Origin of the sequence: Pseudofrankia coriaricola, assembly GCF_001854805.1 — a bacterium.
In the GTDB taxonomy this organism is placed as follows: Bacteria; Actinomycetota; Actinomycetes; order Frankiales; family Frankiaceae; genus Pseudofrankia.
In genome coordinates this window covers 29,721-49,894 of record NZ_MBLO01000033.1, presented here as the reverse complement: position 1 = coordinate 49,894, position 20,174 = coordinate 29,721, and the positions used below count along the sequence as shown (strand labels likewise).

15 protein-coding genes are annotated in these 20,174 nt (G+C 75.7%); 10 read left to right on the top strand and 5 right to left on the bottom strand.

The window, feature by feature from the left end; all coding sequences use genetic code 11:
* Positions 1 to 1,952: 1,952 nt before the first annotated feature.
* Positions 1,953 to 3,215, top strand: a complete 1,263-nt coding sequence (locus BCD48_RS05785) for a tetratricopeptide repeat protein (RefSeq protein ID WP_198543103.1) — start codon at positions 1,953 to 1,955, stop codon at positions 3,213 to 3,215.
* A 161-nt stretch (positions 3,216 to 3,376) separates the two neighbouring features.
* Here BCD48_RS05785 and BCD48_RS05780 read toward each other — a convergent pair whose 3' ends face one another.
* Complete coding sequence (locus tag BCD48_RS05780) at positions 3,377 to 4,762, bottom strand: DUF1015 family protein (protein ID WP_071047257.1); 1,386 nt, start codon at positions 4,760 to 4,762, stop codon at positions 3,377 to 3,379.
* 579 nt (positions 4,763 to 5,341) lie between these two features.
* Between BCD48_RS05780 and BCD48_RS05775 the strand changes: the two genes are divergently transcribed.
* Together BCD48_RS05775 and BCD48_RS05770 are read left to right on the top strand one after the other, a co-directional pair.
* The gene (locus tag BCD48_RS05775; RefSeq protein ID WP_071047256.1) at positions 5,342 to 5,773 is read left to right on the top strand and encodes a tetratricopeptide repeat protein; all 432 of its coding nucleotides are present in this window, start codon (positions 5,342 to 5,344) and stop codon (positions 5,771 to 5,773) included.
* Positions 5,774 to 5,891: 118 nt separating this feature from the next.
* Entirely contained in the window at positions 5,892 to 7,112 is a 1,221-nt protein-coding gene (locus tag BCD48_RS05770) for an HAD-IIA family hydrolase (protein ID WP_083418231.1), read from the top strand.
* A 211-nt stretch (positions 7,113 to 7,323) separates the two neighbouring features.
* Here BCD48_RS05770 and BCD48_RS05765 read toward each other — a convergent pair whose 3' ends face one another.
* On the bottom strand, positions 7,324 to 7,662 hold the full coding sequence (locus tag BCD48_RS05765) for an SCP2 sterol-binding domain-containing protein (RefSeq protein ID WP_071047268.1): 339 nt from the start codon (positions 7,660 to 7,662) through the stop codon (positions 7,324 to 7,326).
* A gap of 579 nt (positions 7,663 to 8,241) precedes the next feature.
* On the opposite strand from BCD48_RS05765, the gene BCD48_RS05760 reads away from it, so the two are divergent.
* The 6 genes from BCD48_RS05760 (at position 8,242) to BCD48_RS05735 (ending at position 15,656) form a co-directional block, all read left to right on the top strand.
* A complete protein-coding gene (locus tag BCD48_RS05760) occupies positions 8,242 to 8,634 on the top strand; it encodes a hypothetical protein (RefSeq protein WP_071047255.1) in 393 nt (130 codons plus the stop codon).
* A gap of 13 nt (positions 8,635 to 8,647) precedes the next feature.
* Positions 8,648 to 9,736: a TlyA family RNA methyltransferase gene (locus BCD48_RS05755; protein WP_071047254.1), complete on the top strand. Its 1,089-nt coding sequence runs from the start codon at positions 8,648 to 8,650 to the stop codon at positions 9,734 to 9,736.
* Complete coding sequence (locus BCD48_RS05750) at positions 9,733 to 10,665, top strand: NAD kinase (RefSeq protein ID WP_071047253.1); 933 nt, start codon at positions 9,733 to 9,735, stop codon at positions 10,663 to 10,665. Before BCD48_RS05755 ends, BCD48_RS05750 begins: the two co-directional genes overlap by 4 nt.
* Positions 10,666 to 10,923: 258 nt before the next feature.
* Positions 10,924 to 12,669, top strand: coding sequence for a DNA repair protein RecN (gene recN / locus BCD48_RS05745; protein WP_071047252.1), 1,746 nt, complete (start codon positions 10,924 to 10,926; stop codon positions 12,667 to 12,669).
* A gap of 516 nt (positions 12,670 to 13,185) precedes the next feature.
* Positions 13,186 to 14,922 (top strand): CTP synthase, encoded by a 1,737-nt coding sequence (gene pyrG / locus BCD48_RS05740; RefSeq protein WP_071047251.1) that lies wholly within the window; start codon positions 13,186 to 13,188, stop codon positions 14,920 to 14,922.
* 170 nt (positions 14,923 to 15,092) lie between these two features.
* Entirely contained in the window at positions 15,093 to 15,656 is a 564-nt protein-coding gene (locus BCD48_RS05735; protein WP_071047267.1) for an NUDIX domain-containing protein, read from the top strand.
* Positions 15,657 to 15,890: 234 nt separating this feature from the next.
* Here the strand turns inward: BCD48_RS05735 and BCD48_RS05730 are convergent, their stop codons facing one another.
* Both BCD48_RS05730 and BCD48_RS05725 read right to left on the bottom strand, forming a co-directional pair.
* Positions 15,891 to 16,784, bottom strand: a complete 894-nt coding sequence (locus BCD48_RS05730; RefSeq protein ID WP_071047250.1) for a PKD domain-containing protein — start codon at positions 16,782 to 16,784, stop codon at positions 15,891 to 15,893.
* 2 nt (positions 16,785 to 16,786) lie between these two features.
* Positions 16,787 to 17,455: a hypothetical protein gene (locus BCD48_RS05725; protein WP_071047249.1), complete on the bottom strand. Its 669-nt coding sequence runs from the start codon at positions 17,453 to 17,455 to the stop codon at positions 16,787 to 16,789.
* Between the two features lie 419 nt (positions 17,456 to 17,874).
* Between BCD48_RS05725 and BCD48_RS05720 the strand changes: the two genes are divergently transcribed.
* Positions 17,875 to 19,068, top strand: coding sequence for a tyrosine recombinase (locus BCD48_RS05720; protein ID WP_071047248.1), 1,194 nt, complete (start codon positions 17,875 to 17,877; stop codon positions 19,066 to 19,068).
* Positions 19,069 to 19,387: 319 nt separating this feature from the next.
* Here BCD48_RS05720 and BCD48_RS05715 read toward each other — a convergent pair whose 3' ends face one another.
* The gene (locus BCD48_RS05715; RefSeq protein ID WP_071047247.1) at positions 19,388 to 19,603 is read right to left on the bottom strand and encodes a hypothetical protein; all 216 of its coding nucleotides are present in this window, start codon (positions 19,601 to 19,603) and stop codon (positions 19,388 to 19,390) included.
* Positions 19,604 to 20,174: the final 571 nt, after the last annotated feature.

The window sequence follows — 20,174 nt, the reverse complement described above, 5'->3', positions numbered from 1 at the left end:
GGGGTGGCTCCGGCTGGCGCGAGCGGTCCGGTGGCGCCGGGCCGTCCGCCCGTGGCGGGCAGGGGGACCGCAGGGGAGGGCATGACGCGGCCGGTGGCCGGCCTTCTGGCGCCCGCCAGACCGGCTGGAGCACGGCGGGCCGTGCCGGCGGTGACAGCCGTGCCGAGCGTCCCGGCGGCCGGCCGGAGCGCCACTGGTCCGCGGATGCGAACGGATCGGGGGAGCGCCCGCGTCGCTTCGGCCAGGCAGCTGGTCCGGCCGATCGGGGCCACCGTCCTGGCCCGGCGCGTGACGGCCACGGCAGCGACCGTCCGGCGGGGCCGGGCCGTCCATGGCGGGAGCGCGACGAACGGGGCGGCGAGCGGAGCGATCGGCGGGACGACCGTCCGGCCAGCCGTGGCGGAAGCGGACAGGGGCACGCCGGCCGCGACGGCTCCGCCGGTCGCGGCGGTTCCGGCCGGCCTGGTCAGTCCGGTCAGTCCGGTGGCTGGGGGCGCGGAGACGGGCAGCGTTCCGAGCGTCCCGCCTGGAGCGGGCGCTCCGATCGGGCCCCGGGCGCTGGCCGGCCGGACCGGGCGGACGATCATCGGGCCGAGCGCCCCAGCCGGCCGGCCTGGTCCGACCGGCCGGGCCAGGCAGACCGGAGGGGAACAGGAACGGACCGCCCCGAGCGGCCGGACCGCGGCGGTGACCGCACAGGTGGTTCCGGCCACGGCGGTGACCGGGCGGGCGGTTCCGGCCACGGCGGTGACCGCACAGGCGGTTCCAGCTATCGGGGCGACCGCGCAGGCGGTTCGAACTATGGCGGTACTCGCACAGGCGGTTCCAGCTACGGCGGTGACCGCACAGGTGGTTCCGACCGCGGCGGTAGCCGCCCAGGCGGTTCCAGCTACAGCGGTGACCGTGCGGGTGGCTCTGGCTACCGCGGTGACCGGACGGGCGGTTCCAGCGGTAACCGTCCCAGTGGATCCGGTGGCTATCGGAATGACCGCGCGGGCGGATCCAGCGGCTCTGGTGGATCCACCGGATCCACCGGATCCGGTGGATCCGGTGGCTCTGGTGGTTACCGGGGTGACCGTGCGGCCGGTTCCAGCTACCGGAGTGACCGTCCCGGTGGTTCCGGTGGCTATCGGAGTGACCGCGCGGGTGGATCCGGCGGCTACGGCGCGGCCCGCGCCGGCGATGCCCGTGACCGGGCGGGCGACGCCCGGGATGGTCGGACGCCCCACCGCCCGCCGCGGCCCGAGCAGGGGCCTCGAGACGGCCAGCGGTACGACCGGCCAACAGGGCGCCCGGACCGCCCCGCCGGCGGGGCGGACCGTGGCCGCCGGGACGATCGTCGTCATGGGGGGGAAAGCGGGCACGGCGACAGCCGGGGCGCCCGCTACGACCGTGATCGTGGCGAGCGTCGCCCGGCCGGTCCGCCGTCCTGGGCGCTGCCGGCCGAGGGCGCGGCGCCCGTAGCCCGCGAGGCCACAGCGGTCGAGCCCGCTGCCGGCCGCACGCCGCCAGCAGGGCCGGGCACGACCGTGCTGGCGGCGTCGCCGGCCACCGCGGCCGGCCCGGCAACGGCGAGCCAGAACGACACGGCGGCGTCCGCGCCGGCCGGAGGCGGCACGGCGGGCCATGGCACCTCCGGTGAGACGGGTGGCGGCGGGGCCTCTGCCCGGCCGGCGTCCATGGACGGCCATCGCGAGGCGGGCGCCTCGCGTGGTGATGCGGCCGGTGCGGCGAGAGGGCCCAGGCGCGAGGGTGGCTGGGGGACGTCGCCGCGCGGCCAGGGTGGGCCGCGGGCCGGTGACCGGGGACCGCGAGGCGGTGCCGCGGCGCGGCCGGGTGCTCCCGGACGCGGGGCGCGCGGGCACGAGGGCGAGTCGGGCCGGCCGGTCCGGCGCGCCGGGCGGGCCACGGACCGTCGGGCCGGGCCGGGAGAGCACGGCCAGGGGCCGGCGTTGACCACCCGGCCGCGCGTCGAGGCGCCGCTGCTGCCGGACGAGGCGCAACCCGAGCTGCTCGACCTGGAGGTCCGCAAGGAGCTGCGCAGCCTGCCGACCGGTCTCGCCGAGGTGGTGGCGCGCCACCTGGTCGCCGCCGCGATGTTCCTCGACGACGACCCGGCGCTCGCTCTCGCGCACGGCCGCGCGGCCGCGAGCCTCGCGGCCCGGCTGCCCGCGACCAGGGAGGCCGCCGGCATAGCGGCCTACCACGCGGGGGAGTACGCGACGGCGCTGGTCGAGCTGCGCACGGCCCGCCGGATGGACGGCTCGCCGCGTTACCTGCCCATGATCGCGGATGCCGAGCGCGGACTTGGCCGCCCGGAGCGGGCCATCGCCTACCTCAGCGACCCGTCGATCGAGACGCTCGACCCGGCTGGGCACGCCGAGCTGCTGATGGTCGGCTCCGGCGCGCGCCGTGACCTCGGCCAACCGGAGGCCGCGGTCGTCCTGCTCCATGACGAGGCGACCCGGCCCGGCGAGCCGCGGCCGTGGACGGCCCGGCTGCGCTACGCCTACGCCGAGGCGCTGCTCGACGCGGGCCGGCCGGGGGATGCGCTGCGGGCGTTCGAGGCGGCGGCGGCGATCGACGAAGAGGACGAGACCGACGCCAACGAGCGCGCCTATGAGCTCATGACCCAGCTCGCCGCCCAGGACGCCCAGGAGGCCACATCCGCGGACGAGCCGGTCGCCGCCAGGACGCCGGCGTCCGGAGCGGCGGCCTCCTCGGCCGACGAGACTGACTCGGGTGGCGTGGCGCCCTCGGGTGACGTGGCGCCCGGCGGCGCGGGCACGCCGAGCCAGGACGCCGCCGGTGGCGACGTGGTAGCCGGTGGCCCGGACGTGGCGATCAGCGATGAGGCCTCGGCGGCGGTCAGCGGCGAGGCATCAGCGGTGGTGGGCGGTGAGCCCTCCGCGGAGGGCGACCCGGGCCCGGGCGACTCCCAGGAGGCAAACGGCGCGAAGGGCGTCGCACCGGTGCTGTTCGACGACGGGAGCTCGTCGCTCGCGCTTCTCGGCACCGGTGAGCCGGCCGCCGCTGAGGCCGAGCCGGCCCGACGCGAGGCCGCCCGTCCCGGTGGCCTGCCGGACCTGAGCGTGCTGTTCAGCGGCCTGGGACTGCGCGAGATCCCGGCCGCCGAGCGCCTGCCGCTGGGTCAGGAGGCCTCCGCCGAGGCGAAGGCCGAGGGCCCCGCCGACGACGGGCAGGTGGACGACTAGCGGACGACAGGCTGCCATCGGCATGTCTCCCGCCTGAGTAACGGGAGCCCCCGGCGCCGGCCCTCGTCGCGCTTCTGCGGGGCGGTGACGGGTGGTGCGGTGGCGGGTGGTGCGGTGGCGGGTGTGGTGGCCAGGCCGGCGGGTCTGGCCACCACACCCGCTCAGGACTCGTCGAGGAGGCGGATGAGCAGGCCGGTGCGGGGCTTGGGGGTGAAAAGGGTCGACTTGCGCGGCATGCGCTCACCGGCCCCGGCGACCGCCGTCACGCCGGCGACCGGGGTGGGGTTGAGCAGCAGCGCGGTGCCGGCGCCGCCCGCCGCCGCGGCGATCGCGGCCGGGGCGTCGTGGAAGTAGTCGACGACGCCGACCTTGTCCTCCTGGCCCCAGACGTCGCTGATCAGCGTTAGGTGCGCGACCGTGACGTCCAGGCCGCGGAAGGCCGCCGAGCGGTCCGCCGGCAGGCTGCGGGCCAGTACCTCGGCGCTTGGCTCGGTCAGCAGGTAGGCGTCGCGGCCGTCGGTGATGGCGAACGCGTGCCCGGCCTGGCCGGCCTTGGCCAGCTCGTCGAGCAGCAGCGCGACGTCGGCGGAGCCCGCCGCGCCCGCCGTGGTCAGGTGGCGCACGGCGAACGCACCTTCGGCCCGGCGAGCGGCCTCGGCGACGGACAGGCCGCGCACGGCCCGGTGGATCGGGTGCACCTGCGGGCCGGAGACGGTCGCGTCGACGAGGAAGGTCAGACCGAAGTCCCACGGGCCGGGGCCGTCGTCGGCGGCGTGCCGTTCGGCCTGGTAGTGCCGGTAGGTCGCATAGCGGTGGTGGCCGTCGGCGATCACGGCGCGGCGCGGCAGCAGGTCGGCGGCGATCGTGACGAGCGTGGCCGGCTCGGTCAGCGCCCAGATCCGGTGCGCGACACAACCTCCCGAATCGCCTTCGCCGATTTGGGAGGGATCCCGGTCATCGGTGACCGTGGCGAGCAGCGGCTCGGTGGCGACGGTCTCCGCGACAATCCGACTGGTCTCGCCGCCGCCCTCGTAGAGCAGGAAGATCGGTTCGAGGTTGGCCCGCGTCGCCTGCTGCAGCGCCAGCCGGTCGGAGACCGGGCCGGCCATGGTGTTCTCGTGCGGCAGGATGATCCCGGCGTCCGGGTCGGCGAGCGCGACGGCGCCGACGAGGCCGCGCTGGCGGTGACCGTCCTGCTCCTCCTCGTAGACATAGAGCGCCGGCGCGTCGTCGCGCGCCAGGATGCCGGAGCCCAGCCAGTCGGCCAGGGTCTCGGCCGCGCGCGCGTAGCGGCTGCCGGGCTCGCCGGCCGAGCGGTCCTTGGGCAGGATCAGCCGGACCACGTTGTGCGGGTCGGCTGCCTCCAGCGCCGTCACCCCCGCGTCATCGATCACGTCGTACGGCGGGGACGTCAGCGCCGCCAGGTTCTCGGCGGCCCCGGCGGCGGCGGTGAACCTGGCCGCGCGGAACGGCGCGAGCACCAGGCCGGCGGGGGTGGGCACGTCGGTAGCGGCGGCAGCGGCGGCGTCGTCAACCATGGCCCGCATCGTAGGGGCCGCCGGCGGCCGCGCGATCGTGGAGCTTCGCCGGCGCGGCTGTGAAGCGACCTAGGTCACATGGCCGAGGCGCCGGTGCGCCCCTGCGCGAGCCCTGTCCCCGGCGGGACCGAACGACCCCTGACGGGGCGGTTCGCGGCTGGAGGTCCCACCGTCGACGCCTGGCCGGGCCCGGTATCCCCGTCCTGCCGGAGGGGGGAGAGCGTGCGGGGAGGCGCCGGCCGCCTGACCGCCAGGCGGTCAGGACCGCCCGGGCCGAGAGCTGGGCACGGGTGGCGTGCACGGGAGCGGGGCAGGGAAGCGGGGCAGGGAAGCGGGGCACAGACGGCCAAGGCGGGTCTGGGGCATGAGAAGCGACGAAGGGACGTACGCGGCGCGTCTGAGCGGAGACACTGGACGACGGGCAAGGTCCTCCACCCGGGCCCGGGTGGAGGACCTCGGCGGGTCCGCGCTGGGCGCGGATGGGCTGACGGGCGGGTGGGCGAGGGGCGTGACCGGCGGCGGCCGGAGACGCCCACCAGGCGGATGACGGTCTACCGGTTTGGCGTTGCAGGTCTTTGGGAGGCGCTGATGTCCGAGCAGTTCGACGAGGGCGCGCGGCAGTCCGGCCCGGCGGGCTCGCCCGCCGGGAGCGTGTACGACTGGTACACCCGCGGTGTCGCGCTGCACGGAGACGGCAACGCCAACGCGGCGGTCCAGCTGCTGGCGCACGCCTGCGCCGCCGAGCCGGAGTCACGCAGCGCGCGCGAGGCGCTCGCCCGTGCCCAGTTCGATGCCGGGCAGTACGACGCGGCGCTGGAGACGTTCGCCTGGATCGTGGACCAGGACCCGACCGACGACTATGCCCAGTTCGGCCTGGGGATGGCGGCCCGCCGCACCGGCGACCTGCCTACCGCGATCGAGCACCTGGCGCTGGCCGCGGCGATGCGTCCGGAGATCCAGCACTATGGCCGGGAGCTGCGGGGGGCCCGCGCGCTCCTGAACCGGGCCCGCTCCGTATGACCGACGAGGACGGCCGCCCAGAGCGGCCATTCCGTCGCCCACCAGGACGGATGCCTCCCACCCTGACGCCGGCGGACGACGCGCGCTGGCCGGCGGCCCGCGGCGCGGCGCGGTGACCGTGGCCGGAGAGCGGACACTCACCCGTGGCCAGGGGATCGACCCGGCCTACGGGCCGCCCCTGGGCGGCTCGGCGGCCGCGCCGGCGGAGCGGTTCGACGTCGCCCTGCTCGACCTCGACGGCGTGGTCTACCGGGGAGACGGGGCCGTGCCGCACGCCGCCGAGGCGATCGCGGCGGCCGGGGGGCGCGGGATGCGTTCGGCCTACGTGACGAACAACGCGCTGCGTACCCCGGAGGGGGTCGCGGCCCGGCTCACCGCGTTTGGCGTGCCGGCCCGCCCGGATGAGGTCATCACGTCGGCGCAGGCGGCGGCGCACGTGCTCGCCGAGCGGCTGCCGGCGGGCGCGGCGGTACTGGTCGTCGGCGGGGAGGGGCTGCGCGCCGCGGTCGCGGCCGAGGGGCTCACCCCGGTGACGTCGGCGGGTGACCAGCCGCTGGCCGTCGTCCAGGGGTTCGATCCCGAGCTGACCTACCAGCGGCTGAGCGAGGCGGCGCTCGCGGTGCGCGCCGGGGCGCTGTGGGTCGCGAGCAACGCGGACCTGACCGTGCCGACGGAGCGTGGCCTCGCGCCGGGCAACGGCGCCCTGGTCGCGATGGTCCGGGCGGCGACCGGCGCCGAGCCTTTGGTGACCGGCAAACCGGAGCCGGCGATGCACGCCGAGTCGGTGCGCCGCTCCGGCGCCCGCCGGCCGGTCATCGTCGGTGACCGGCTCGACACCGACATCGAGGCCGGCGCCCGCACAGGCACGCCGACGCTGCTGGTGCTCACCGGCGTCGCGACCCCGGTTGAGCTGCTCGCGACCGGGCCCATGCACCGTCCGACCCTGCTCGCCGACGACCTGCGCGGCCTGCTGCGCCCGCACCCGCCGGCCCGTCTCACCCCCGATGGCCGTGCCCGCTGCGGCGCCTGGGAGTGCCAGGTGGACGACGCCGGCACCCTCCGCTGGCACGAGCGGGCCGCCGGCCCGTCGGGCGCGCACGGCGGCGCCCTGGAGGGCGGCGCGCGGGGTCGCGGCGCGGACACCGCCGCCGGCGGCACGCACGGCGACGCGGGGGGTGGTGACGGGGCCGATGGTCGCGCCCGCGTGCCGGATGACGGCCTGGACGCGTTGCGAGCCGCCTGCCTCGCCGCCTGGGCGGCCTCCGACGCCGGTCGCCCGCCGCGCCGAGTAGCCAGCGACCGTCCCCGTGGCTGCGCGGACCTTGCCGTCCCGGCCTGACGGCCGTCGCGCCGCCGTGGCCCGACGACCGTCCGTGGCCCGACGACCGTCCCGGGATCGACGGCTGTCCCGGGACAGCCGGCTGTCGCCGGCCAGGCGGCCGGGCCCGCGCCTGCTGGCGGCGGTCCGCGACGGTCTGGTTTCCACTGCGGGAAGGGTCCTTCCCGTCGGTGACCGGGCGAGGACGCACTGGCGCCTCGCGCGGCCGGCCTCAGAGGAGGGAACGGACGCGGAGGAGGTCGCGCACGCTGGCCTCGACCCGAAGGCGGCCGCTTGCCCAGGCCGAGGTCACCGAGAGCTGGCCATCCGTGATCGCGATCAGGTCGTCGCTGCTCAGCGTGAAGGTGATCTGGGAGGCGTGGGCGCCCTCGGCGATGCCGCGCAGGCAGCCGCCCCGCAGCTCGGCGACGTAGGACGTGCCGAGGTCGGGCAGCCGGCACATGAGCGTCCGGTTGGGCGCGCGCGGCGGGCGGCTGTCGCGCGCGGCGAGCTGGTCAAGGCGGGCGGCAAGCCCGCGCAGTGCGGTCTCGCACTGCTCCCGGTCCGCCACGGTCACCGTCCTCTCGAGCCCTGCTGGACATCCGGGTGGCCGCGCCCGGCCGGCGAAACGCGCCTCCACCGTCCTACCTGCTCAGGGCCGTCCTCGCCCGCCAGGCGCGGGTGGTGGCGGCCGTCCGGGCGCGTCGTGTCCCGGGGAGCGGCGGATCTGGGGTGTTTTGTCGGCGGCGGCCGTGGCCCGGACCTGCCGGCGCACTCCCGGCGGACCTGCCGGGCCGGCGGCCTACCAGATCGTCGATTTGCCAGGAACCGGGTCGTCAGTCCAGCAGGGTCCCGGGGCTTCGCCGATCCGGCAGGTACCCGGGTAGTCCGGGGAGCTCGAGGTGTGGCTCGGTGAACGGCGCGATGCCGCCGAGCGAGGGCGCGCCGTATGGCCGGAGCCGCGCCGTTTGGTTGGTCACGCACGGGTGGGTTTGGGGCGACACGAGTTCCGGGCGGCCGTAGGCGACACTAGTTTTAGGGACGGCCGGAGCTTTGGGGACGGCCGGACGCGGCCCGTCGATCCAGGCCCCGCGTGGACATCCCAGAACATGCCAGTGCGACCGGACATCGACCGCGGGAGGCTGGACAGGTGATCACCGAGCCGGGAACACCCGGTCCGGACCCGGCACCGCCTGACGAGACCGTGGCCGGGCGGGCCGGCGACGAGGGCGTGCGGGCGGCGTCCGCCGGGCTCGCGGCGCTGCCCGGGCTACCGGTCGCCGAGCACGTCGCCGTCTTCGAGGAGGTCAACCGGCTGCTCGTCGGCACCCTCGCCGAACTGGACGCGTCGGAGGACGCCGAGCAAGGGGGCGCCGCCTCCGCCCGCCCCGGCGGGCCGGCGCGGCCGGGCGAGCCCGCACGTCCCGGCCCGGCAGGTGCCCCGGGGCGGCCAGGCGGCCAGCCCAGGGCCATCCCCGGCGGCCTCCCACGTCCCGGCCCCCCACGTCCTGGTCCGCCGGTGCCCGGGCCCGGGCACCGGTGAGAGAGCGATAGCCGTGGCACGCAGGATGCGACTCGACGGCGAGCTCGTCCGCCGCGGCCTTGCCCGTTCACGGGAACAGGCCACCGAGGTGATCGCCGCCGGGCGCGTGCTCGTCGCCGGGCGGGTCGCGACCAAGGCGGCGACGATCGTCGACGCCACCACCTCGATCGCCGTCACCGGCGGCGACGACCCTGGCTTCGCCTCACGCGGCGCCCACAAGCTGCTTGGCGCCTTCGCCGCCTTCGGCGTCCCCCCGCTGGACGCCCCAGCACGGAACCCGACCGGCCAGGCGGCCGCGGCCCTGCCGCCCCCGGCCGCGTCGGGGCCGGCCGGGCCGGCAGCCGCCTCCGAGCGGGACGAGACCGCGCCGGGGGCCTCCGCGCCACCGCGAGGGCCGGGCGATCTGGACGGGCCGGGCGATCTGGACAGGCCGGCGGGCCGGGAGACGCCGGCCGCCACGTCGGGCCCGGGCGGGGGACCCGCGCTGCGCGTCGCCGGGCGGCGGGCGATGGACATCGGCGCGTCGACCGGCGGGTTCACCGACGTGCTGCTGCGCGCCGGGGCGGCGTCGGTGGTCGCCGTGGACGTGGGCTACGGGCAGCTCGACTGGCGGCTGCGCACCGATCCGCGCGTCCAGGTACTCGACCGGACCAACGCCCGGCACCTGACCCTTGAGGCCATCGGCGCGCCGGTAGACCTGATCGTCGGCGACCTCTCGTTCATCTCGCTGCGGCTGGTGCTGCCTGCGCTCGTCGCCTGCGCCGCCCGCGGCGCCGACTTCGTCCTGCTCGTCAAGCCGCAGTTCGAGGTCGGGCGCGAGCGGCTCGGCGCCGGCGGGGTGGTCCGCGACGTCGCGCTGCACGCCGAGGCCGTCGAGGGGATCGCCCACGCGGCTGGCGGTCTTGGGCTCGGCGTGCGGGGGGTGGTCGCGAGCCCGCTGCCAGGGCCGGCCGGCAACGTCGAGTACCTGCTGTGGCTGGCCGCCGGCGCGCCCGCGCTGAACCCGGCGGCGCTCGCCGAGGCGATCGAGGCCGGTCCGGCCGGCCAGGCCGCCCGCGCCGCCCGGGCCGCCGCCGCGGTGGGCGGGGGGACGTCGCGATGAGCCGGGAGATCCTCGTCCTCACCCACCCGCGTCGCGACGGGATGGCCCGGCGCGCCCGGTGGGTGCTCGACCGGCTCGCCGCCGCCGGGATCGCGCCCCGGATGCTCGCCGACGAGGCGGAGTTCCTGGACCTGACCCTGCCGAGCACCGTCCCACGTGACGAGAGCGCGGCGGTCGGGGTCGAGCTCGTGCTCGTGCTCGGTGGCGACGGCACGCTGCTTCGCGGCGCCGAGCTCGCCCGCTCGGCCGACATCCCGCTGCTCGGCGTCAACCTCGGCCATGTCGGCTTCCTCGCCGAAGCCGAGCCCGACGCGCTCGAGGCGGCCGTCGACGCCGTCATCCGCAAGGACTACCACGTCGATGAACGGATGACGGTCGACGTCACGGTCCGCTACCGCGGCGAGGTCGCCTACTCCGGATGGGCGCTCAACGAGATGTCCCTGGAGAAGGCCGAGCGCGCCAAGATGCTGGAGTGCGTGCTCGGCATCGACGGCCGGCCGCTGTCGCGCTGGGGCTGCGACGGGGTGATCTGCTCGACGCCGACCGGCTCCACCGCCTACGCGTTCTCCGTCGGCGGGCCGGTGATGTGGCCCGGCGTGGACGCGCTGCTGGTGGCCCCGATCAGCGCGCACGCGCTGTTCGCCCGGCCGCTGGTGCTCTCCCCGACGTCGACGGTGGCGATCGAGGTGCTGCCGCCCGTGCCGGGGGTGATCTACTGCGACGGGCGCCGCTCGGTGCCGGTGGCGCCGCACTCGCGGGTCGAGGTCGTGCGGGGGCGCCGGCCGGTCCGGCTCGCGGTCGTGCATGCCCGGCCGTTCACCGACCGGCTGGTGGCGAAGTTCCACCTGCCCGTCGAGGGCTGGCGTGGCCGTGCCGCCCGCGAGAACGGTTTGTCCGAGCCCATCGACGACTTCACACTCGACGACTAACGCCGGACCGGACACGCGGGAGACGGCTCGCTCGTGAGTGCTGAGCGCCGCTCAGCCAAGCTCTGTAGCCCACCGACGACGGGCCCGACGGTGCACCGGGACCCCGAACCACGTCGGCCGGGCGCGGAGTGTCCGGCATGCTTCTGGTGGGCCGGCTCGCTCGCTTCGCGAGCCGGCCCACCAGAAGCGACACGCGCAAGGTGTGCCCAAGATGTCCCTTCGTGCCGGGTGTCTCGCTGATGCCCTAGAGTTCGGGGCGTGCTCGAGGAGATTCGGCTGCGTGGCCTCGGGGTCATCGATGACGCTGTCCTCGATCTCGCGCCGGGCCTCACGGTGGTCACCGGTGAGACCGGCGCCGGCAAGACGATGATTGTTCAGGGTCTTGGGCTGCTCACCGGCGGACGGGCCGACTACGGCCTGATCCGCCCCGGCTATGACCGCGCCTTCGTCGAGGGCCGCCTGACCATCCCGCCGGGCTCGCCCACGGCCGCGCGGGTGCGCGACGCCGGCGGCGAGCTCGACGAGGACGGCGTCCTCGTCATCGGCCGGACGCTGATCGCCGACGGCCGGTCCCGGGTCCAGGTCGGCGGCCGCGCCGCCCCGGCGAGCCTGCTCGCCGAGCTCGCCGAGGACCTCGTCGCTGTGCACGGCCAGTCCGAGGCGCAGCGGCTGCTCAAGACGTCCACCCAGCGCGCCGCGCTCGACCGGTTCGCCGGTGAGACGGTCGCGAAGCCACTCGCCCGCTACGGCGAGCGGTACACACGCCTGGCCGCGGTGCGCGCGAAGCTCACCGACCTCACCGAGCGTTCCCGTGAGCGGGCCGCCGAGGCGGATTCGCTGCGCTCCCGGCTCGCCGACGTCGAGCGGGTCGCCCCGGCGCCCGGCGAGGACGTCGCGCTGGACGGCGAGCTGCGCCGTCTGGAGCACGCCGAGGCGCTGGTCCGCGCCGCCGAGACCGCGCACTCCGCCCTCGTCGCCGACCCGGCCGCCGGCGACGGCTCGCCGGGCGCGGTCGACCTGGTCTCCGCGGCGCGCCGGGCCGTCACCGCCGAGGCCGACGTCGACCCGGAGCTCGCCGACCTCGGTGGCCGGATCCGCGAGGCCGCGGTGCTGCTCGCCGACGTGGCCGCCGACCTCGCCTCCTACGCCGCCGGTATCGACGCCGACCCGGCGCGTCTCGCCGCCGCGCAGGAGCGCCGCGCCGACCTCGCCGCCCTCACCCGCGCGCACGGCACCGACGTCGACGGCGTGCTGGCCTGGGCCGAGCAGGCCGGCCGCCGCCTGCTGGAGCTCGACGGCGGCGCCGACTCGGCCGAGGCGCTCACCGCCGAGCGCGACGCCCTGCTCGACGAGCTCGCCGACCTCGCCGGCCAGGCGTCGGCGGCCCGCTCCCGGGCCGCGCACGAGTTCGGCGAGAAGGTCGCCGCCGAGCTCGCGGGCCTCGCCATGCCGCGTGCCCGCGTGGTCGCGGTCGTCTCTCAGCGCGACGACCCGAACGGCCTGCCGATGTTCGGCCGGAGGATCGCGTTCGGTCCCGGCGGCGTCGACGACGTCGAGCTGCGCCTCGTCCCGCACCCCGGCGCTCCCGCCCGGCCGGTGCACAGGGGCGCCTCGGGCGGTGAGCTGTCGCGGGTGATGCTCGCGATCGAGGTGGTGCTCGCCGCGGACGACGCCGGGGTGACGATGGTGTTCGACGAGGTCGACGCCGGCGTCGGGGGGCGGGCTGCGGTCGAGATCGGCCGGCGGCTCGCGAAGCTCGCCCGTACCAACCAGGTCATCTGCATCACCCACCTGCCGCAGGTCGCCGCGTTCGCCGACCGGCACCTGGTGGTCAGCAAGGCGTCCGACGGCTCGGTCACCCGCAGCGGCGTCTCCGCCCTCGACGACGCCGGCCGGGTCCGCGAGCTGTCCCGCATGCTCGCCGGCCAGGAGGACTCGACCCTGGCCCGTGGCCACGCCGAGGAGCTGCTCGCCGCCGCCGCCGCTGACAAGGCCGCCCCCTGAGACTGTGTTGATGGTTCGCTCCGTGCGGGCGGCGCGCTCCGGCCCCGTACTCGCTTCGCTCCCACGGGACCTCCGCGCGCCGTCCTCCTGCGCTCAGGGGCGCTCCGGCGACCTCGCTGCGGCCCGACCACTTCGCTTCGCTCGTGGCCGGGCCTCCGCGAGGCGCGCCTCCGCGCCCAGCGCGGTTGCTTGCCGCTGTCACGTCACCAAACCGAAACCGCGGTGCTCGTAGGGGTACTTCGCTTCGCGCGGAGGCGCACCTCGGCGGAGGCGCGCCTCCGCGCCGCACGGTCGCCCGCCGCTGAACGTCACCAATCCGCGGCCGCTTGGTTCGGAGGGGCACTTCGCGTCGCTCATGGAGTGCTGATCGGGATGGAGGCCACGGTGTGGGAGGAACGGGGCAGGTCAGCTGGCGTGTTACTGTGAAGTCCCGTGGACCGGCTGGGAAATGCCGGCTGGACATGGTCCATAGCGGATCCCACAAAGGGAGCCGGGACCCGAACCACGGGAGCGTGCGTGGCGCAGGTACGCAGCAGCAAACACATCTTCGTCACCGGTGGGGTGGCGTCCAGCCTGGGCAAGGGGTTGACGGCCTCCAGCCTTGGGCGGCTGCTCAAGGCCCGGGGCCTGCGGGTGACCATGCAGAAGCTGGACCCGTATCTCAACGTCGACCCCGGCACGATGGACCCGTTCCAGCACGGTGAGGTCTTCGTCACCGACGACGGCGCCGAGACCGACCTGGACGTCGGCCATTACGAGCGCTTCCTCGACGTCGACCTCGACGGCAGTGCCAACGTCACCACCGGGCAGGTCTACTCGGCCGTCATCGCCCGCGAGCGGCGCGGTGACTACCTGGGCCAGACCGTGCAGGTCGTCCCGCACATCACCGACGAGATCAAGGACCGGATCCGCCGGCTCGCGACCCCGGACGTCGACGTCGTCATCACCGAGGTCGGCGGCACGGTCGGCGACATCGAGTCGCTGCCGTACCTGGAGGCGATCCGCCAGGTCCGCCACGAGATCGGCCGGGACAACGCGCTGACCGTCCATGTCAGCCTCGTCCCCTATCTCGCCCCGTCGGGCGAGCTGAAGACCAAGCCGACCCAGCACTCCGTCGCCGCGCTGCGCAGCATCGGCCTGCAGCCCGACGCCCTGGTCTGCCGCTCCGACCGGCCGATGCCGGAGGCGCTGAAGAGGAAGATCGCGCTGATGTGCGACGTCGACGACGAGGCCGTCGTCGGGGCGCCGGACGCGTCGTCGATCTACATGATCCCGAAGGTGCTGCACCAGGAGGGCCTCGACGCCTACGTCGTGCGCCGGCTCGGCCTCTCGTTCCGGGACGTCGACTGGTCGGAATGGGACACCCTGCTGCGCCGGGTCAACCAGCCCACCCACCGGATCACGGTCGCGATGGTCGGCAAGTACATCGACCTGCCGGACGCCTACCTGTCGGTCACGGAGGCGCTGCGCGCCGGCGGGTTCGCGGTGGACGCCGGGGTCGACGTCCGCTGGGTCGCCTCGGACGAGTGCTCGTCACCCGAGGCCACCGCCGCGCTGCTGGACGGCATCGACGGGATGATCATCCCGGGTGGGTTCGGTGTCCGCGGCATCGAGGGGAAGATCAACGCCTTGCGGCACACGCGGGAGCACGGCATCCCGACGCTGGGGATCTGCCTGGGCCTGCAGTGCATGGTGATCGAGGCGGCCCGCGGTCTCGCGGGCCTGGACCGGGCGAACTCCACCGAGTTCGACGAGGCCACGCCGCACCCGGTGATCGCCACTATGGCCGACCAGCGCGACGTCGTCGCCGGCAAGCGCGACATGGGCGGCACGATGCGGCTCGGGCTCTACCCGTGCAAGCTCGCACCCGGCACGGTCGCGCGCCGGGAGTACGGCGTGCCCGAGGTTCCCGAGCGGCACCGCCACCGGTACGAGGTCAACAACGACTACCGGGACCGGCTCACCGCCGCCGGGCTGGTGTTCTCCGGTACCTCTCCGGACGGCCGGCTGGTCGAGGTCGTCGAGCTGCGCCCCGACGTGCACCCGTTCTACGTCGGCACCCAGGCGCACCCCGAGTTCCGCTCCCGGCCGACCAGGGCGCACCCGCTGTTCCGCGGGCTCGCCTCGGCCGCCGTCGCCTACGCCGACCGCCGCCGCGGCGTGCTGCCGGTGGACCTCGCCGCCGGGCCGGAAGGCCAGGCCCCCTCGAGCCTCGGTGGCCTCGGTGGCGGCGCCGCGCTGGTGACCTCGTGACCCCGGCCTCCCGGACGGCCGACCTCCCGGATCGGCCAAGCCGATCCGGCGGGAACCGCGCCGCCGATGCGGCGGGAGCCCCGGGGCAGGGCTCCCGCGAGGCCGCCGCCGTCGGCACGGGCGCGCACCGCTACGAGGTCGTCGAGAGCGGTACCGCCTACCAGGGACGGATCATCGCGATCCGCCGCGACCTGGTGCGGATGCCCGACGGCGACGTCTCCCAGCGCGACGTCGTCGTCCACCCCGGTGCCGTCGGCGTGGTCGCGCTCGACGACGCCGAGCGGGTCGTGATGGTCCGCCAGTACCGGCACCCGGTGCGCGGGCCGCTCTGGGAGCTGCCCGCGGGGATCCTCGACCTGCCCGGCGAGCCCGCGTCGACAGCCGCGGCGCGGGAGCTCGCCGAGGAGGCCGCGCTGCGGGCCGAGCAGTGGGCGGTGCTCGCCGACGTCTGGGCCTCGCCGGGAATGACCGACGAGGCATACCGGGTGTTCCTCGCGAGGGGCCTGTCGGAGATCCCCGCCACCGAGCGGTACGCCGGGGTGCACGAGGAGGCCGAGATGTCGGTCGCCCGGGTGCCGCTGGACGAGGCGGTGACGCGGGTACTCGAGGGCGACATCACCAACGCGATGGCCGTCGTCGGGATCCTCGCGGCCGCGCGGGCCCGCGACATCGGCTTCGCCACCCTCCGCTCACCCGACGCCCCCTGGCCCGCCCGCCCCGGAAACCAGGGGTAAGGGGCTGTCGTGCGCCTCGCCTCGCGTTGGTGACATCAAGCGGTAGGTGACCGTGCTGGGCGCGGAGGCGCGCCTCGCGGAGGCCCGGCCCCGGAGCGAAGCGATCGGGGTTGGGCCGCAGCGAGGTCGCCGGAGCGCCCGTGAGCGGAGGAGGACGCGGCGCGGAGGTCCCTTCCCGCCGCGAAGCAAGGGAAGGGGCCGGAGCGCCGCGCCCGCACGGAGCGAACCAGAAACTCAGTCGTTGCCGGTCAGGACGCCGGCGGCCTCCTCGACGTTCACCGGTGCCGTTGCCGTCAGGGTCACCGCGTCGAGGGGGAACGCCTGTGCCACGCCTGGGACGGTGAATGTGCCGTCCCAGGTGACCGTCAGCGTGATCTGGTAGGTGCCGGGGCGGCGGTACTCGTGGGTGACATAGGCGTCGGGATGGTCGCGGGGCGAGATCGCCGGGTCGTAGGGCCGGCCGGGCGAGTTCGGCCCGGTCCCGCCGTCGCCGAAGTCCCAGCGGTAGGTCGGGACGGCGCTGATCGTCGCGATGACCGGCTGGTTGACGTTGAAGGTGTACGCCGGCGGGACGGGGGTGTAGACGATCGTCGCGAGCCCGGCGATGCTGTGCCCGCTCGGCTGGACGGTCAGGAGCGGCTTCGGCAGCAGCTGTTCGCGCAGGTAGTCGGCCAGCTGGGCGCGCACGGTGGCGAGCGGGATGCCGTTGGGGTCGGCGAGCCAGGTCTGGCAGTTCGCGACCGCCTGGTTGTAGTCGGTCAGCTCCTGTGCGGTCATGTCCGGGCTCGGGCCGACGGCGAGCAGCAGGTCGCAGACGGCGGCCGGGTCGGGTGGGCAGGTCGCGCCGCAGCCGGCGCGGCCCCGCCCCGACCCGCCGATGGGGACCGGGATGAGCTGGCCGCCGCGATAGCGGTACTGGTAGCCGCCGTCGGTCGCCCGGGTGTCACAGCTGGCCCACACCACGTCCCCGCAGGGAACCGTCACGGACGGCGCCGTCGGCGTGCCCTGCGCGCCGCCCGCCGTCAGCAGCCAGGCCGCGGCCATCCAGCAGGCCATCAGGACGGCCGTGACCAGCAGGCGCGGCGCGCGCCGTCGCGGTGTCGCGAAGCGTGATCGTGGCGGCGTCATGGCTACCTCCGCGCGTAGCGGATCGTCTGGATGAGCCAGCCGCCGCCGGTGAGCGCGAGCTCCGCGGTGCCGGCGCGCGCCGGTACGCCGGCCGCCGCGTCGACCCGGCGGCCCGCCTGGTCGAGCAGGTCGACGGTCCGGGCCGTGGCGGTGAACGTCACCGTGACCACGACGCCCTGCCGTGGCTGGGCGGTGACCTCGGTGATCTCGTAGGGGTCGGCGTCGGCGCGCAGGCCGCGCTGCTGGAAGCCGCGGGTGACGCCGACGTCGAGGGCGCACGCCTGGCAGCCGGGCAGCGCCGTCGCGGTCACGTCGGCGACCCGGCTGGCCCGACTGGCGCTGTTGATCTCCGCGAAGTACGCGGTGACGACGCCGGCGGCAGCCGCCTGCGAGTCGCTCGCCGGCCCGGACGCGCCGCCGCCGGGTGATGCCGTGGCCGTCTGGCCCGGCGAGCTGGCCGGGCCACCCGCCTGGCCGGAGCCCGGGGCGGGATCGCCCCTCGCCGGCGCCGCGGCGCCGGCCGGCTCGTCGTGGGAACCGCAGCCGGTCAACGCGAGCGCGAGGCCGACGACGAGGCCCGTCACGACGCGGGGCGTCGGATTCCGGGAGGGCCCGCGGCCGGCGGCCGGCGTGTCGGCCGGCGCGAGGGCCACTCGGCGTACGGCGATCATGATGGGCCGCCTTGTCGGGCGAACGCGTGCCCCGCCGACCGGGCGCGGCGGGCGGCGGGCGCCCCCGTGGGCGGGGGCGAAGCCGTCGCTCTGGGAAGACGCCCCGGCTGGCCGCGAGGTTGCGCGCGCCGCTGCGCCTGTCGTGGAAAACCGGATGTGTGCGGCGTAACGTGACGTTACGAATGCTGTCCGCACAATCCGTCAGAATAGCGCCGGGAGAACGCTGCGCGGACTTCTCCTGTCAAGAACTGTCGGTGGCAGGTCCTACTATTCGGGTTGATGATGAAGGCCGAGGTCCGCGATCTCAACACGACCGACCCCAGCGCGTCCGGCCCCGACATGGCCGCCCTCCCGGCGGGCGGTGCCAGCGCCGTCGGTGTCCGCTCGCCCGGAGGCGGCGCCGGGCCCGGGCCCGGCCGATGGAGCGTCGGTTGGCCGTGGACGTGACCTGCCCGGCGGATCCGGGTGAGCTGGCCGCTCGCTACCTCCATCACCTGGCGGGGGAGCGCGGCCTCGCCCGCAACTCGGTGCTGGCCTACCAGCGAGACCTGCGCCGCTATCAGGAGTACCTGACCGCCCGCGGTGTGCGCTCGCTGACCGACGTCGACGAGGCGACGCTGGGCGAGTTCGCCTCGGCGCTGCGCAACGGCAGCGACGAGCACCCGCCGCTGGCGGCGGCGTCGGTCGCCCGGATGCTGGTCGCCGTCCGCTCGCTGCACCGGTTCGCGACGCGGGAGGGCGACGTCGCCGAGGACGTCTCGCAACCAATCCGCCCGCCCGCCCCGCCGAGGCGGCTGCCGAAGGCGCTCACCGTTGACCAGGTGCTGGCCGTGCTGGCCGCGGCCGCCGGCGGCGCCGCCACCGACGCGGACCGCGACGAGGAGGCCGGCGAGTCCCGCGAGTCCGGGCAGGCGCGTGGGGCCGGCGCCGACGACGGGCTGGAGGACATGGTCGCGGTCAGGGATGCCGGGGATCCCGCGGAGATGGTGCGGCGGCTGCGCTCGACGGCGCTGTTGGAGCTGCTGTACGGCACCGGGGCGCGGATCTCGGAGGCCGTCGGGCTCGACGTCGACGACCTTGACCTGGACCCGGTGGCCGCGGCGGTGCGGCTGCACGGCAAGGGCGGCCGGGACCGGGTGGTGCCACTCGGTCGGTGCGCGGTCGCGGCGCTGTCGGCCTACATCAGCCGGGGCCGGCCCACGCTGGTGACACCGGCGTCCGGCGCGGCGGTGTTCCTGTCCCGGCGCGGCGGCCGGCTGTCCCGGCAGAGCGCCTGGTCGGCCCTGCGGGCGGCGGCCGTCACCGCCGGGATCGAGGGGGTGTCGCCACATGTGCTGCGGCACTCGTTCGCGACGCACCTGCTCGACGGCGGTGCGGACGTCCGCGTCGTGCAGGAGCTGCTCGGCCACGCGTCGGTGCGCACGACGCAGATCTACACGCTGGTGACCGTGGACCGGCTGCGGGAGGTGTACGCGGCGGCGCATCCGCGGGCGCTGGACGACGGGGACCCTCGCCGCGAGGCCGCCTCGTCGGCCGTGCCGGGCGTTCGGCCGGCGCTGCCGCCCCAGTCCGGTCTCCACCATCTCGGGGCGAGCCCAGGCCAGCTGGTCTGAGCCGCTGCCCGGGGCGGCCGGCCTGCCCGCCGCCGTGCGCCGCCGGTCCGGGCGGGAGGTCGGACCGGCGGCGATCAGGCTCGCGGGGGAGGAGCGGCCGGACCGGCGGGCTCGGTGATGGCTGCCTCACAACGGGCGATCACATCGCCCGGCACAGCCGAGATGCTTGCCCGCCGACGAGGGAGGGCGCCGAGGACGACGCCCCCGGCCGCAATCGTCATGCCGAGGGGGCCTCCCCAGGAATCGGCATGCAGAGCTTCCTGGACCCTGCCGCGACGATCACGAGGCGTCGCGCGGCGGCCAGGAGGCTCGAGGGTTGTCAGGACGGCGAGTACGGGCCGAGACTCGGCATGCCGTTCGCGGACTGCGGCGAAGGCACGACGCCACCCACTCCCGGCGGTCCGCTGCGCTCGGCCAAGGTCTCGCCGACCTTGCGTGCGATCGCCTCCATCAGGCGTAGCGCCTGCGGAAGCGACAGGTTGAGGACCACTTCGCTGTCGTTTGTCATCGCGAAGCGAACCGACACGTCCGCCATTGCCCGACCTCTCCCGCCTGATTCCGAAGATCCAGTTGGTGTATGTGAACCCGAACGGTACGGCCCATCTTCACCCGCCGCGCGCGGGGGGTTGGACGCGATACGCGGCATGTCACGTATCGTTATCGCCCCGCTGCTGACGGTCGCCCTTCCCGGCAGGATCGCTTCGCGCTCCCGCCGGGTCCCCTGGGGTGTCGACGGAAACGTGATCGTCACTGACTGTCACTCCTCTGTGCGGGCTCGTCCGGTCGCCGAGGCCCGTGAAACCCGCCCGACACGCGCGAAAGAACGCTGTTCAACGGCGTAGCTGTTGTGTTGATGCTGCTATGTTCGCTCATCGGACTTTGCCGCCGGTAGCCGGGTCCCCCGCGTCCGCCGGTTGGCCGGTGGAGGCGCGCCGCGCGCTCCCGTGCTCGGTGACCACACGTCGGCGGCCCCAGCCGGGGCGCACGGAGGCAGCACGGCGTGGGCGGTGACGGGGCGTGACGTCGGTCGCTTCGCTTCGCCTCGCCGTGTCGGCGGCCTCGGCGACTTGCCGAGCGTCCGCGGCGACGATCCACGGGACCGCGCG

Excerpts from the sequence above, each read along its gene's own strand:
- BCD48_RS05780 (WP_071047257.1), bottom strand. The coding sequence starts at position 4,762 with ATGCGGGCCATGGTTGACGACGCCGCCGCTGCCGCCGCTACCGACGTG.
- BCD48_RS05775 (WP_071047256.1), top strand. The coding sequence starts at position 5,342 with ATGTCCGAGCAGTTCGACGAGGGCGCGCGGCAGTCCGGCCCGGCGGGC.
- BCD48_RS05750 (WP_071047253.1), top strand. The coding sequence starts at position 9,733 with ATGAGCCGGGAGATCCTCGTCCTCACCCACCCGCGTCGCGACGGGATG.
- BCD48_RS05730 (WP_071047250.1), bottom strand. The coding sequence starts at position 16,784 with ATGACGCCGCCACGATCACGCTTCGCGACACCGCGACGGCGCGCGCCG.
- BCD48_RS05725 (WP_071047249.1), bottom strand. The coding sequence starts at position 17,455 with ATGATCGCCGTACGCCGAGTGGCCCTCGCGCCGGCCGACACGCCGGCC.
- BCD48_RS05720 (WP_071047248.1), top strand. The coding sequence starts at position 17,875 with ATGGAGCGTCGGTTGGCCGTGGACGTGACCTGCCCGGCGGATCCGGGT.
- BCD48_RS05715 (WP_071047247.1), bottom strand. The coding sequence starts at position 19,603 with ATGGCGGACGTGTCGGTTCGCTTCGCGATGACAAACGACAGCGAAGTG.